This window comes from Gordonibacter sp. 28C, from assembly GCF_003339845.1.
GTDB lineage: Bacteria > Actinomycetota > Coriobacteriia > Coriobacteriales > Eggerthellaceae > Gordonibacter.
On record NZ_PPTR01000001.1, the window covers coordinates 118,715 to 132,558 of the forward strand.

General features: G+C 65.6%; 10 protein-coding genes. 1 reads left to right on the top strand and 9 read right to left on the bottom strand.

From position 1 onward, the window contains the following. Window positions 1-97 precede the first annotated feature (97 nt). The 7 genes from C1878_RS00555 to C1878_RS00585 form a co-directional block, all read right to left on the bottom strand. Window positions 98-799 carry a LemA family protein gene (locus C1878_RS00555; protein WP_114599773.1) on the bottom strand — a complete coding sequence of 234 codons (702 nt, stop codon included), beginning with the start codon at window positions 797-799 and terminating at the stop codon, window positions 98-100. Window positions 800-983: 184 nt separating this feature from the next. Continuing rightward, entirely contained in the window at window positions 984-2,969 is a 1,986-nt protein-coding gene (pknB, locus tag C1878_RS00560; protein ID WP_114600094.1) for a Stk1 family PASTA domain-containing Ser/Thr kinase, read from the bottom strand. A 90-nt stretch (window positions 2,970-3,059) separates the two neighbouring features. Next, window positions 3,060-5,825, bottom strand: coding sequence for an FtsW/RodA/SpoVE family cell cycle protein (locus C1878_RS00565; protein WP_114599774.1), 2,766 nt, complete (start codon window positions 5,823-5,825; stop codon window positions 3,060-3,062). Next, on the bottom strand, window positions 5,822-7,078 hold the full coding sequence (locus tag C1878_RS00570) for a Stp1/IreP family PP2C-type Ser/Thr phosphatase (RefSeq protein ID WP_114599775.1): 1,257 nt from the start codon (window positions 7,076-7,078) through the stop codon (window positions 5,822-5,824). The genes C1878_RS00565 and C1878_RS00570 overlap by 4 nt, the downstream gene beginning before the upstream one ends. Then, complete coding sequence (locus C1878_RS00575; protein ID WP_080144081.1) at window positions 7,078-7,491, bottom strand: FHA domain-containing protein; 414 nt, start codon at window positions 7,489-7,491, stop codon at window positions 7,078-7,080. Before C1878_RS00575 ends, C1878_RS00570 begins: the two co-directional genes overlap by 1 nt. 55 nt (window positions 7,492-7,546) lie before the next feature. Further along, entirely contained in the window at window positions 7,547-8,845 is a 1,299-nt protein-coding gene (locus C1878_RS00580) for a DUF3662 and FHA domain-containing protein (RefSeq protein ID WP_114599776.1), read from the bottom strand. 314 nt (window positions 8,846-9,159) lie between these two features. Beyond that, entirely contained in the window at window positions 9,160-10,137 is a 978-nt protein-coding gene (locus C1878_RS00585; protein ID WP_114599777.1) for a DMT family transporter, read from the bottom strand. 122 nt (window positions 10,138-10,259) lie between these two features. Between C1878_RS00585 and C1878_RS00590 the strand changes: the two genes are divergently transcribed. Continuing rightward, a complete protein-coding gene (locus tag C1878_RS00590; RefSeq protein ID WP_114599778.1) occupies window positions 10,260-12,038 on the top strand; it encodes an AarF/ABC1/UbiB kinase family protein in 1,779 nt (592 codons plus the stop codon). 87 nt (window positions 12,039-12,125) lie between these two features. On the opposite strand, the gene C1878_RS00595 is transcribed toward C1878_RS00590, so the two are convergent. Beyond that, the gene (locus C1878_RS00595; RefSeq protein WP_114599779.1) at window positions 12,126-12,953 is read right to left on the bottom strand and encodes a hypothetical protein; all 828 of its coding nucleotides are present in this window, start codon (window positions 12,951-12,953) and stop codon (window positions 12,126-12,128) included. A 53-nt stretch (window positions 12,954-13,006) separates the two neighbouring features. Then, the gene (locus C1878_RS00600) at window positions 13,007-13,819 is read right to left on the bottom strand and encodes a family 1 encapsulin nanocompartment shell protein (protein WP_114599780.1); all 813 of its coding nucleotides are present in this window, start codon (window positions 13,817-13,819) and stop codon (window positions 13,007-13,009) included. Window positions 13,820-13,844 lie beyond the last annotated feature (25 nt).

The window sequence follows — 13,844 nt, forward strand, 5'->3', positions numbered from 1 at the left end:
TACGGCCTCCGCTCAGGATGACAGAGGGCGGGATCGCTTGTCTGGGTGACAGGGGCGCGCGATGTTCAGGAGTGAGAAAGCGCTGGGAGGTCGTGTGCTAGCGGCGTCGCTCGGCGGTGCGGTCGTCCAGCGCAAGGTCGGCCATGCTGGAGACCCAGAGCATCTGGGGGCTCATGACATGGGGCGACGCGTCGGCGAGCGAGGGGAGGCTTTCGCGAGTCCAGTCGAGCGCGGCGCGTCGGACGGCTGCTTCCGATTCGTAGCGTTCGGGCTCGTTCAACCCCAGGCGCTTGGCGAAGAGCACGGCGGGAAAGGAGCGTCGCGCGTTGGCGGCGATGGTGGCTGTGTTGTTGTATATCTGCTGCTTTTGGGAGATGGCGCTCATGGTGGAATCGAGCTTGGAACTCGCTTGGCGGCTGGTGGTGCCGGCCACGAACGTCGCATCGACCTCCGCCGCCGCGTAGACGCGCTCGATGGCTCGCACGAGCCGGTCGTCGGCAGCTGCGGCACTACGCGGGCCGTCAGCCTGGACGGCGGCCCGCGAGGCGGACTCGACGTCGTTCAGCGCCCGGCGCAGCGGGGTTGGGGCGTTGGACGACGCCCGCGACGCCTCCTCGTCTCGCCCGACGGCGGCGACGAACGAAGGCACGGCTTCGATCCCGCGCTGCCTCAGTTCGTTCAGGTGGCGCCAAGCGGTCTCGACGTCGTGCTGCTGCGACTTCAGGTTCGCTATGGAAACCAGGCAAACGGCGGCGACGATGACGGTTGCGAGGACGAGGGGGATAAGAATGTGGTTCATTCCGAAGGACCTTTCGGATTTGCGGGCAATCCATCCAGTGTACGACGGTGCGGGGCCATGAGACAGAACGTGCAGGCACCTGTTGTTGCGATGGCAACTGCACGATAGGGCGTGTGGGCAGAGTATGTCGTCCGAAAACGAGAAAGCCGCCAACCGGCGGCTTTCTCGTTGCTTGCGCTTGCGGTTAGTTCGTCGTGTCCCCGCTGGGCGTGGGAGTGGGAGTGGGCGTCGACTGCTTGAACACCACGGTGACGGCGATGCTGTTCTTCACGTTGCTCACGGTGAAGCTGCCGCCGCTAGCGGCCACGGTGTAGGTGTTGCCGTTCGTGTCGGTGACGGACGATACCGTGTAGCCGCTGGTGGGCGTGACGGTGAAGGTGACGCTGCCGCCCTCGTCGACGTTCATGGACGTCGGGGACACGTAGCCGCCCTCGCCTGAAACCGAGGCGGTCACGGTGAAGCTGGAGGGTTTGTCCTTGCCGGTGCTGACCACGATGTTGACGGTCTCGCCGTCTTTGAGCGTTTTGCCGCCGGTGGGGTTCTGGCTGATAACCATGTTCTCGGCGACGGTGTCGCTGGAAGCGTAGTCCGTCGTGACGTTGAACCCGGCGTTGTTGAGCGTGGCCACGGCATCGCCTTCGTACTTGCCAACCACGTTGGGCACTTCGCTGCCCTCGGAGCCGAGCGACGGATAGTATTCGACGGTGTCGCCCTTGTTGACCTTGGTTCCTGCTGCGGGATTCGTGCCCATGACCAGGCCCTTGGCAACAGAGTCCGAGTATTTGCCCTCGCCTGCGCTGGGTATAAGCCCCTTGTCCTTCAGGGCCTGTTTCGCCTCTTCCAGCGACTTGCCCGTCAAATCGGGCACCTCGATTTGCTGCACGCCCTGCGACACGGTGACGTTGATCTTCGAGCCCTTCTCGCGCTTGTCGCCGGCCTTGGGATCTTGGCTGATGATCTTGCCCGCTTCGACCTTGTCGTCGTACTTCTGGTCGGTCGTGCCCATTTCGAAGCCGGCGGCTTTCAGCTCGGCCGTGGCCTCCTCGACGGTCTTGCCCGTCACGTCGGGCACGGGGTCGCCCGTGGCGAAGCCGCCCATGAGGGCGAACGCCGCGATGCCCACCACGGCCAACGCGGCGATGATGCCGATCACTATGCCGATGGTCTTCTTGTTGCTCTTCTTCTTGCCGTCGTCCACGCGGAAGTTCTTGCCGCCGTTCGACGTGCCCGCCGGCTTCACGCCGTTGCCGCCCATGGCGGGCATGACGGCGGTGCCGTCGGCCACGGCCATGGGGGGAACCACGCCGCCCATGACGGCCGTTTCGGCGCTGGTGAAGCTGCCCGCGTTCACGGGGCGGCCGGCAAGGTAGTCGTTCAGCGCGTAGCGCATGTCCTGCGCGGTGGCGAACCGCTCGGCGGGGTTCTTCGCCATGGCGCGCATGATGATGGACTCAAGGCCGGGATCGATGTCGGGGTTGATCTCGCGCGGCGGGGCCGGCAGGTCGTTCACTTGCTTCATGGCCACGCTCACGGCGTCGGGACCGTCGAAGGGCAACCTGCCCGTGGCGGCCTCGTACAGCACGATGCCCAGCGAGTAGATATCGCTGGCGGCGGTGAGCTCCTTGCCCTGGGCCTGCTCCGGCGAGATGTAGTGCGCCGTGCCCAGCACCGACGACGTTTGCGTCATCACGGAGTTCTTGGCACGCGCGATGCCGAAGTCCATGACCTTCACGTTGCCGTCGGGCTGCACCATGATGTTCTGCGGCTTGATGTCGCGGTGGATGATGTCCAGGTTGTGCGCCACAGTGAGGGCCTGGCACACCTGCGAGCCTATCTCGGCCACCTTGCGCTGGTTGATGGCGCCGCGCTCGTTGATGGCCGTCTTCAAGTCGCTTCCGCGCACGAATTCCATGACGATGTAGTACGTGCCGTCGTCCTGGCCCCAGTCGTACACGTTCACGATGTACGGGCTCTGCAGGTTGGCGGCTGCGGCGGCCTCCTGCTTGAAGCGCTGGGTGAAGTTGGGGTCGGCGGCGTACTGGGGCAGCATGACCTTCACCGCAACCAGGCGTCCGAGCACGTTGTCCTGCGCTCGATACACCTCGGCCATGCCGCCGATACCGATGCGCTCGGTTATCTGGTAGCGGTTGTTGAACACCCTGCCTGTCATGTTTCCGGTCACGTTTCTGCTCCTTTAGGTCACATGCTCATGGCGGTACTGCGTGTCAAGGTTGATACGATTGCCATAAGCATACCTTATTTACAAAAGCCCTTGCACCTGCAAGGCCGTTTTCAACACATTCTGCGCCCGCTCGGTGCCCATGCCCTCGCCGGCATCCTCGAGGTTGATGGCCACCACCACGCGCGGGTTGTCGGCGGGCGCCATGCCCACGAACCAGCTGTCGTTGCTGTTTTCCTTTTCGGCCGTGCCGGTTTTGCCCGCCACTTCCACGCCGTCGATGGCGGCTGCGGTGCCCGTGCCGTTCGTGACGACGCCCTTGAGCACGTCCTTCACGCGGTTCGCCGTCTCCTTGCTCACGGCTTGCAGGAACTTGTTCGGCGTGGCCGTGAAGCTGCGCTCGCCGTTGGCGTTGTAGACGCCCTCAACCAGGTAGGGGTTCATGATGGTGCCGTCGTTGGCTATGGCGCAACCGACCATGGCCATTTCCAGCACCGTGGCCTGCGGCCCGGCGGGGCTTTTGTGATTCGTGGGGTTCACCGGTTCGCCGGCGGCGGCCCAGGCGGTTTCCCACGTGGTCATCTCGCTGGGGTCTGCCATAAGCGACATGAGGGCGGTGTCCAGCGTGAAGTCGAGTTCTTTGTTGAAGCCGAACTTCTCGGCGCCGTCCACGAGCTTCTGGGCGCCCATCTCGACGCCCAACTGGCCGAACACGGTGTTGCTCGACAACTCGGTCGCGCGGGCGAGCGTGATGTCGCCGTAGGAGTTCTTGTTGAAGTTGGATATGTTCGCATTGCCGATGTCCATGGTGCCCGGCGACGAGAACACGGTGTCCTCCTTCGCCACGCCGTCCTCGAGCGCCGTCGCCAGCGTTACGATCTTGAACGTGGAGCCGGGGGCGTAGCGCGTCTGTATCGCGCGGTTCAGCAGCGTGCTCACGCCGTCGGGGTTGGCGTTGGCCTTCTCGATCTCGGCGGCGAAATCGGCCGCGTTGTAGGTGGGCGACGAGGCCATGGCCAGCACGGCGCCCGTGTCGGGGTCGAGAACCACGCACGCGCCCGCGTATCCGGAAAGCGCGTCCTGCGCGGCCTGCTGTATCTTGGAGTTCAGCGTGAGCGTGACGTCGTTGCCCACGCCGCCGATGCCGGCCAGCGAGTTCAGCACGTCGGTCCAGCTGGCGAAGTTCTGCTGGCCCTTCAGCGTGTCGTTCTCGGCGGCCTCGATACCGGAGGTGCCGAACTGCGTGGACGCGTAGCCCACCACCTGGCTGGCCAGGTCGCCCGCCGGATAGACGCGCTCGTAGGTGCCGTCCTCCTGTTCCACGCTCTGCGCCAGCACCGTGCCGTCGTACGTGGAGATGGTGCCGCGCTCGGTGCGCGCCTCCTTCGCCAGCGTGTGGTTGTTGCCGGGCATGTTCTGGTAGTAGTTCGCCTGCACCACCATGATGAGCGTGAGGTTCGCCACCAGAAGCGCGAACAGCACGGACAGGATGAGTATGGCGTGCGTGAGCCGCTTGCCCAGCGACACGCGCCCCAGCACGCTGTTCGCATGCAGCGAGCTGGTGGCGCTGGCCACTTCGGAGCCCACGCCGGTGGCCTCGTCGCCGCAGCGCAGCAGGAAGCCTACCGCGATGAAGCTGGCCAGAAGCGACGAGCCGCCCTGGCTGATGAAGGGCAGCGTGAGGCCCGTGAGGGGGATGAGCCGGGTGATGCCGCCCACGATGATGAACGCCTGCAGCACGATCATGGTGGTGAGGCCCACGGCGACGAACGAGCTCACGTCGCTCTTCGCGCGCGCCGCCGTCACGAAGCCGCGGATGGCCAGGCACAGGAACAGCAGCAGCACGCCGGCCGCGCCCAGCAGGCCTATCTCCTCGGCGATGGCCGCGAAGATGTAGTCGCTCTCCACCACGGGGATGTTCTCGGCCAAACCGCGCCCGATGCCCACGCCGAACAGGTCGCCGTCGGCTATAGAGTAGATGCCCTGCACCAGCTGGTAGCCGGTGTCCTGCGCGTCGGCGAAGGGGTCGAGCCAGTTCTGCACGCGCACCTGCACGTGGTCGAACCCTATATAGGCTCCCACGCCGCCGATGGCGATGAGTCCCAGGCCCACTACGAGGAAGAACTTCTTGCCGGTGGCCACGTACAGCATGATAAGGAACAGGAAGAAGAACACGAGCGCGCTGCCCAGGTCCTTCTCGAACACCACGATGACCAACGCCACCAGCCACATGAGCAGAAGCGGCAGCAGCACGCGGATGTCGGGCAGCTTGAACGGCCCCACGCGCCACGTGAACACGGAGAGCATCTCGCGGTTCTGCGCCAGATAGCCGGCCAGGAACAGCACGATGACGATCTTCGCGATCTCGCCGGGTTGGAAGGAGTAGCTGCCGATGGACAGCCAGATGCGGCTGCCGTAGATCTCCTGGCCGATTCCCGGCACCAAGGGCGAGAGCAGCAGCAGGAAGCCCACGATCATGAGCGTGTACTTGTACTTGGCCACCTTGTCCAGGTTGCGCACCAGCACCATGACCAGCACCATGCACGCCACGCCCAAGAACAGCCACATGACCTGGCCCAAAGCAAGCTTGGGCGCCAGGCGTTCCACGAAGCAGATGCCTATACCCGACAACGCGAACACGATGGGCAGGATGGCCGGGTCGGCCTTGGGCGCGAATTTGCGCGTGGCCAGGTGCGCGATGACGAACGCCGCGAAGATGCCGATGGGCACCCCCAGCGTGGTGGCGTCCAGGCTCTGCCCTTTGTTGATGGCCAGCATGGCGAACAGCAGCACCACGATGGGCGCTGCCACGCACAGCAGGATGAGCTCGATGTTGCGGCGCGTCATGCGGCGCCGCCTTGGGTGTCGGCAGGAGCGGGCGGGTTCGCGTCGTGCGTGCCGCCGGTGCTGTCGGCCCCTCCGCCTTCTTCGGCGGCTGCTGCGCTGTTGGAAGCTCCGCCGTTCGCAGCGTTGCCGCTCGCTGCACCGTCCTTGTCCTGTTTCGCCTTGGCGTCGATATCCGCTTGGTATTCCTTGACCAGCTCCTCGGCGGCCTCCACGCTGTCGACGCGCCAGCCGTCCTTCAGCCGTTCCTGGAACCCGGGCTGCAAGTCGCTCACCGCCACGTCCGTGGATTTCACCAGCTCGGAGTAGCTCAGACCGAACACGTTGCCCGGCACGCCGCGGTAGATGGCCACCTTGCCGTCCTGATCGACGAGGTAGGCGGCGTTGTGCAGGTACTCGTTCGTGCCCCAGGCCGTGGCGCCCACGATGGCGGCGAACAGCACGAGCACGAGCGCGATGGAGAACTTCGTCTTGCGGGCCATCTTCTTGCGGCGCACTTCGGCGAAGCCCGTGACGTCGGCCACGATCACGGTGACGTTGTCGTGGCCTCCGGCCGCTATGGCTTCGTTCACCAGCTGCGACGCGCAGCGCTGCGGGTCGCGCACGCGGGCCAGCACCGATTCTATGTCTTGGTCGCGCACCATGCTCGAAAGGCCGTCGGAGCATACGAGCAAGCGGTCGCCCGTCTCCACGTTGATCTCGTACAGATCGGGCTGGGTATGCGGGTCGCTGCCCAGCGCGCGGGTGATGACCGAGCGGTTCGGGTGCGTGCGCGCCTCCTCGGGCGTGAGCTGCCCGGCCTCTATCATGTCGGCCATGAGGCTGTGGTCGCGCGTGAGCTGCTGGAGTTTTCCCTGGTGCAGCAAGTAGGCGCGCGAGTCGCCCACCTGGGCTACGATGAGCCGCTCGCCTTCCAGCATGGCGGCGGTCACGGTGGTGCCCATGCCCTCGCGCCCGCGTCCCTCGTGCGCTGCGTGGATGATGGCGCGGTTGGCCTCTTCCACGGCGCGGCCGAGCGCCTCGGGGTCGGGATGCGCCGGCGCGCGTTCGGCCAGCACGTTCACGGCTATCTCGGAGGCCACCTCGCCGGCCGCGTGCCCGCCCATGCCGTCGGCGACGGCGAACAGGGGCGGCGTGACGATGAGGCTGTCCTCGTTGTGGTCGCGCAAGCAGCCGATGTCGGTGCGGCTGCCGAACGTGGTGGTGGCCCCCTTGCGCGTATGGGGGGTCGACTTGTACGAGCGCTCGGCGGCCATCAGGCGAACCTCACGCGGATGGCCACGTCGCCCACGTTGACCACGTCGCCGTTCTTCAGGGCCACCGGCTCGCCGATGAGCTGGCCGTTCACGGCGGTGCCGTTCGTGGAGCCCAGGTCCTCGACGAACAGGTTCTGGCCCATGAGGGAGAAGCGGGCATGGCGGCCCGACACGTATCCCGCGCCCACCACGATGTCGGCACCGGGGCTGCGGCCCACGATGACGGGCCCGCGCACCACGATGGACACGCCGCGCAGCTCCTTGGGGCCGCGCTCCACCGACAGGTTCCAGGTGCGTTCCTTCTTGCGCTGTCCGCGCACCAGGCCGATGCCGGTTTTCATGATGGCGAACAGGAACAGGTACAGCAGGGCCACGAACAGCAGGCGTCCGATCAGCAGTACGACGTCGATCACGAGTGCACTCCTCGCTCTATGCGGTCAGGAACTATCATCCGCGCGTCCTCCTGCGTCACTGCGCCTGGGTGAACACGAAGTTCGTCATGCCGATGGTTATGCGGTCGCCCTCGTACAGCGGCTGGGTGGCTATCTCGGCGCCGTTGACCAGCGTGCCGTTCGTGGAGCCCAGGTCGGTGATGGTCCATACGCCCTGGGGCTCGAAACGCAGCTCGGCGTGGGTGCGGCTGGCGTTGATGTCGTTGACCACGATGTCGTTCTTCGACTCGCGGCCCATGAGCAGGCGCGCCGTCGCCAGCGTGTAGGTGCGGTTGTTCGTGGTGTCGATGAGGCTCGCGCGCACCGCGCGCTGGTCGGGCACGGGGTTGGCCTGCCCGGCTCCGCCCGCGAACACCACCGTGTCGGCGGCGACGGGCGCTCCCGCAGGAGCCTGGGCTGCATAGCCGGCTGCGGCCCCCGCCGCGCCGGCAGCGGCTGCGACGCCGGCTGCGGCGGCGCCGTTGGGAACGGGCGCGCCTTGCGAGCGGCCGTTCTGGCGGTAGTCGTCGAAGTCCTGGCTGTCGAACGTGTACTCGCCGTAGTCGACGGAGTAGTCTATCTCGTCTTCGGGCACGTAGGGCAGGGGCGGCTTGCCGTTCTGGTCGAAGCCGTCGTAGCTCGCGGCCTCGTCGAAGCCTGCGTCGAGGTCCTGATAGGGCTGCGGTTGGGCGTATGCGCCCGCGGCACCCGCTGCCGGATATCCCGCCCCCGGGTGCCCCGCCGGGGCGATCTCCTGGTCGCCCGCCCCGGCGTAGCCGGAGAACGCGGCGCCGTTCGAGCCGTATCCGCCGGCGGGCGCCGCGGGCGCGGGTTGGCCGTAGCCGTAGGGCTGGGCTGGCGCTCCGTATCCCGGCGCGGGGGCCGGTGCGCCGTATCCCGACGGAGCCGCTCCGCCGCCGATGCCGTAGCGCTGCATCTCCTCGGCGCGCAACTGGGCGATGATGGGGGCGGCTACCGGCTCGGCGATGACGTCGAACTTGCCGTGCTTCAGCCCTTCGTCCACGATGAATCGAACGAGGGGCTGCCCGTCCATGACCAGCCCCTCGTCGGCGGCCTTTGCCGCAAGGTACGTTTCCGTCTCGCCGGCCAGCGTGGGATAGTAGCCGAACAGGCGCTGGTCGTCCTCGGGGTTCACGAGCACCGTGTAGAGCGTGGGGGCGTACTGCTTCCCGGCACCCACCATCTTCTCGCGGCGCATCTGCTTCTCGGCCTTCTTGGCAATCTGCACGGGCGAGATGGGGGCGTTGACCATGCGGTCGGCCGCTCCCTCGAACGTGTCTTCCATCTTGCCTTCGAATCTCGAAAGAAAGCCCATCGTAGTTTCTCCTTTTATCGCGCGCGTCTCGACCGGGTGAGATCGCCTTGCGGGGTCGCAGTGTTGTGCGCAAGCGGTCGAACGCCGGCGGGTTTCGCGCGCCCGCATCGCCGGCTCGCGTGCCGTGCGCGCGAGCGTGGTCGTTGTGTGTCCCTGCATATGACTATGCAATGTTCCATCTTGCCATAAAGCCCTCTTATTCTGGGCGTCCTTTACGCAATCGTCATTAATCTTTAAGGGGAATACTCAGGTGCGGGTCTCGTGCGGCGGGGTGCGGACCGCGAGCCGAGCCGGCATGAAAGCCCTGCAGCCGTTTACGGACGGTTTGCCGGGGAGTCCGCGTCGCTCTGCTCTGCTTCCGGCGCATCTTCCGCTTCGCCCGCGGCTTTCTTCGCGGCGCGCTGCGGCAGGTACTCGCTCACCACGATGCCGGCGAAGATGAGGGCGAAGCCGGCGAACAGCGGCGCTGTGAGCAGCTCGCCTAAAAACAGCACGGAGAACAGCACGCCGAACACCGACTCGGTGGCCAAGAACAGCGAGGCGGGCGCCGGGTCCACGTGGGCCACCGCCAGATTCTGCAACAGCAGCGCCACGCACGAGGCGAACACGGCCAGGTAAGCCAGGCTCGTCCATGTGTCCGCGCCGAGTGCGGCGAAGTCCGGCATGGGTTCGAAGGCGAGGCCGGCCGCAAGGCCCAGCACGCCCGCCACGACGAACTGGATGACGGTGAGCAGCGTCATGTCGCATCCGGGCGCGAATTTCGCCGTATAGATAACATGGAAGCTCAGGAACAAGGCGGACAGCAGCGTGACAAGGTCGCCGAACCGCAGCGAGAACCCGACCCCGCTTGCGAACGAGACGCATCCCACGCCCGCCACGCACACCACGGCGGCGGCGATGTTGAAGCGCGTGGGCCTCGGGCCATGCAGCGCCCACCCTAGAAACGGGATGATGACGCAGTACAACGAGGTGAGAAACGAGCTGTTCGAGCCCGTGGTGTCGGTGAGCCCGGTGGAGTTGCTCCAATAGGACAGGAACACCAGCACGCCTAAAATCGCGCCTTTGCGCAGGTGGTCGGCATCGACTTTTTTTCTGAAACGGGGCAGCATGATAATGCCCAGGATGACGCCCGCGGCCGTGAACCGCACGCCCACGATCCAGGCGGGAGGGAACGCGTCGACCGTCGACTTGATGACCACGGTGCCCAGTCCCCAGATGGCCGCAGCCACCAGCAAGAACGCCTTGTACGTCCAAAGCGGCAAAGAGGAGGATGTTTTCACGATGCGGGCCATTGCCGCTGCATCATACCACGCCCTCGCCAGTTTTCAGCTTGCTGTTGAATGAAGGGGCCGGGTAGTGCGCGCGTGCGCCGCATGCTACGATGGGGCGGCTGTAACGACGAGGAGGCGGAGCCATGCCCACATTTCGCGAAGTGCTGCATGCGGCCGAGATCACGCTGCACGACAACACGTCCGGCCATCGCATGCACGAAATCGAGAAGATACTGCGCGAGCATCATGCGTTCTCAGGGTTGACGCCCGAAAAGGCCACGGCCATCTTGGAAGACCTGGGGCCCACGTTCGTGAAGATGGGCCAGATTGCCTCGAACCGCAGCGACGTCATCCCCAAGGCCTACGCCGACGCGTTCAAGACGTTGCGCGCCAACGTGGCTCCCGTGCCGTTCTCGGTGATCGTCGAGACGATCGAGCAATCGCTGGGGCATCCGTGGCGCGAGACGTTCGCCGACATCGAGGAGCAGCCGCTGGGTTCGGCTTCGGTCGCACAGGTGCACCGCGCGCGGCTGGCGCAGGGGCTGGGCGACCCGGTGGCCGCGGGCGCGCAGGAGGAGCGGCCTGCGGCTGGCGGAGCGGTTGGAAGCGGGGGCGGAGGCTCGGAAGAGAACGCGGACGACGATTCCGCCGGCGCCGCGACGGCAGAGGGCGACGTGGTGGCCGTGAAGGTGCGGCGGCCCAACGTGGTGGAGCAGATGGCCGAGGACATCACGCTCATCCGGCATGCGCTGGCCTTGGCCGACCTCACGCACGTGCCCGACGGCATCATGCTCACATTGGGCGATTTGGTGGACGAGCTGGCGCGCACGACGGCCGAGGAGCTGGACTTCTCGGTTGAGATGGGCAACCTGCAGCGCTTCGGCGACGAGTTGGCCGACCAGCCGCACGTGCGCAGCCCGCGCCCGTATCCCGCGTTCAGCACCGACGAGGTGCTGGTCATGGAGTACGTCGACGGCGTGCACATCAACGACGTGCCCGCGCTGCGCGCGCAAGGAGACGATCCGGCGGCGTTGGGGAAGCGGCTGGCCGAGAGCTACGTGACCCAGGTCATCGACGACGGGTTCTTCCACGCCGATCCGCATCCGGGCAACATCCTCGTGCGCGGCCGCGATATCGTGTGGATCGACCTGGGAATGACGGGGTCGCTCTCGTCGTCCGAGCAGGCCATCGTGGGTCGGCTGTTCGCCGCCGTCGCTCAAAACGACGCGTTCGCGCTCAAGGACGCGCTGCTCGCGCTGGCCGAGGCGCACGGTCCGGTGGACCACGGGTTGTTGCTGAGCCAGATAAGCGCGCTTCTGGACTCGTACGCGTCGGCCGACCTGGCCGACATCAACGTGGGCACGGCCCTGCTCGACGTTATCGAGGTCATGCGCACGCAGAACCTCACGCTGCCTCCGTCGCTCACCATGCTCGCGCGCGGCATGATGACCATCGAGGGCGTGTTGGTGGACATCGCGCCCGAAACGAGCGTGGTGGAGATCATCTCGAACCACGTTCGGCGTCGGATGTTCAATCTCGACGCGATGGAGGCGAAGGCGAAAAGCCTGTTCACCGCCACGGCATCATCCGCCGAGGCGGCCACGCGCCTGCCTACGCAGGTGTCGCACACGCTGGACATGCTCGATCGCGGGCAGGTGAAGGTGGGCGCCGACCTGCATGTGCCGAGAGATTTCACCGCGGCGCTCTACTCCGTGAGCGGCATCGTGGCCCTGGCGCTGATCTCGGCCGGCCTGTTCGTGGGCTCCAGCCTCATCGCCCAGACGAACATGGACCCGAAGCTGCTGGGCGTGCCGCTGCTGGGCATCCTGGGGTACCTGGGCGCGTTCGTGCTGGGCGTCTACGTGATCTGGCGCGTCCTGCTCACCCGCCACCAGCAGCGCAACGACGAGAAGGTGGAGTAGGCGGTTCCGTCGGCCTGACGGCCGCCCTCGCTAACTTACTTCGCCAACCGGGGTGGCCGTTTTTTACGCGCAGCACGAATCAGCGCATCATGCAATGTGGATGCTGGAGAACATGCTGTCGAAGTACTCCGGGTCGTTTTCATAGAGTTGTACCGGGAATATCCCTAGTGCGGCGCCGACTATCCTGTCGTCTGCTTCGACGTAGTAGCATACTTCCCTCGTCGTGTCTTTTATAGTGAAGGAAACTGTCAGGGCATCTCGGCCGTTCAGCACGATGCGTTCGGGTTCGCCCAGCACGGTGCCCTCCATCATCTCGCGCATGCCGGGCATCTTCGCGTCTGTCTCCGCGATTTTTTCCTCGCTGGCGAGATTCGCGGCGGCTTCGCGCCAATATTCTTCCAGCGCCTTGATGCCTCGACCGTCGGGGTCATCCACTTCCGCTAGCTCGATCAAGATGGAGGCGTTCCCATTCGTCAACGTGGTCCCCGTCGTGATCGTCATGCCGTCGGGCAGGTACGACACGCTGGCGTCTTCTCGGTGAACCGAAAGATCGTCGGGATACGACATCGTCAGTTTGCCCACGGTCACGATATTGTCCGAAGCGCATCCTGTCAGCAGGTTGACCGACGCTCCCGCAACCGTTATGCATAGAAGCGTCAGGACGATGCGAAGCCATCCCGTTCGGCGAAATGCCTTTTCGTTCATGGCGGTACCTTTCATGCGCTGCAAAACCGACGGTTCCATCGTACTCGCAAAAGAAGCCCCGGCAAATAGGTTCGCATCGAATTGGGCAGAATGAACCCCGCTTTGCGCTTTCGATGTTTCCGAGCTCCCGTCCTTCTCGACTCGCGCCTTCTCGTTGGCTTGCGCCGGTCCGAACGGCTCCCGCGCCGGCGCGCAAAAAGGGACGCCCATTACGGGCGTCCCTTCGATGATCGGTTGTTGCGCTGCGCGTTCGGCGCGCGAACCTATGCCAGCACGACGATGGCGGCGGGGTCCTTGACGCGCAGGGCGGCCGTCTCCATGATGCGGAACGTGTGGTTGAAATCCGCCAGCTCCAGGTAGCCCACGGACAGGTCCAGGCCCAGGGCCAGGTCCAGGTACTCAGGCTCGGCGCACACGAGCACGGCCTTGCCGGGGCCCATGACGCTGGTCATGTACACGTTGTCGCCGATGAGCTTTTGCACGCGGTCGATCTCCAGCATGCCGGTGTTCGGCTGCAGGCGCTGCAGGTCCAAGAACAGGTCGGGCGACACGACCAGCGCGTATCGGCCCAGGTAGCCGTTCTTGGCCAGCTGCGACACGGCGGCTGCCACGTCGGAGAAGCCGTTCTCGCCCTTGCTCCAGTCGCCCTTCTTCACCTTCGCGGAGCCCTTGACGGTGAGCAGACCGGAGGTGCCCAACGCGGCGTTGCCGTTCAGCACGAGGTCGTCCTCGCGGCGCGCGGCCTTCTTGGCGGCGGCGATGGCGGGGGCCAGGTCGAGCGGCATGCCGGTTTGCGCGGCCAGCTCCAAGTCGCGGCCGAGCAGGGTGAAGTCCTCGTAGAACAGCGGCAGCTCCAGCTGCGTGCGGCCCACGATACGGCCGATGCCGTCTTCCAGCACCTCGTCCTTGCCCACGCCGTCCACGGCGACGGTGGTTGCACCCGCGCCCAGCGGCCCGTAGGTCTTCAGGAAGCGGCGGCAGGTTAGCTGATTGCGCGCCGTGCCGATAACGGTCTCGTCGATACGGTTCCACAGCTCGACCGACAGGTCTGCTGAATCTCTAGCCAGGTAATCCATGATGAAGTCCTTTCGCTCGATAAAT

What these genes read in the sequence shown, in the direction of transcription:
- C1878_RS00555 (WP_114599773.1), bottom strand. Translation starts at nt 799, where the DNA reads ATGAACCACATTCTTATCCCCCTCGTCCTCGCAACCGTCATCGTCGCC.
- pknB (WP_114600094.1), bottom strand. Translation starts at nt 2,969, where the DNA reads ATGACAGGCAGGGTGTTCAACAACCGCTACCAGATAACCGAGCGCATC.
- C1878_RS00565 (WP_114599774.1), bottom strand. Translation starts at nt 5,825, where the DNA reads ATGACGCGCCGCAACATCGAGCTCATCCTGCTGTGCGTGGCAGCGCCC.
- C1878_RS00570 (WP_114599775.1), bottom strand. Translation starts at nt 7,078, where the DNA reads ATGGCCGCCGAGCGCTCGTACAAGTCGACCCCCCATACGCGCAAGGGG.
- C1878_RS00580 (WP_114599776.1), bottom strand. Translation starts at nt 8,845, where the DNA reads ATGGGCTTTCTTTCGAGATTCGAAGGCAAGATGGAAGACACGTTCGAG.
- C1878_RS00585 (WP_114599777.1), bottom strand. Translation starts at nt 10,137, where the DNA reads ATGGCCCGCATCGTGAAAACATCCTCCTCTTTGCCGCTTTGGACGTAC.
- C1878_RS00590 (WP_114599778.1), top strand. Translation starts at nt 10,260, where the DNA reads ATGCCCACATTTCGCGAAGTGCTGCATGCGGCCGAGATCACGCTGCAC.
- C1878_RS00595 (WP_114599779.1), bottom strand. Translation starts at nt 12,953, where the DNA reads ATGGGCGTCCCTTTTTGCGCGCCGGCGCGGGAGCCGTTCGGACCGGCG.
- C1878_RS00600 (WP_114599780.1), bottom strand. Translation starts at nt 13,819, where the DNA reads ATGGATTACCTGGCTAGAGATTCAGCAGACCTGTCGGTCGAGCTGTGG.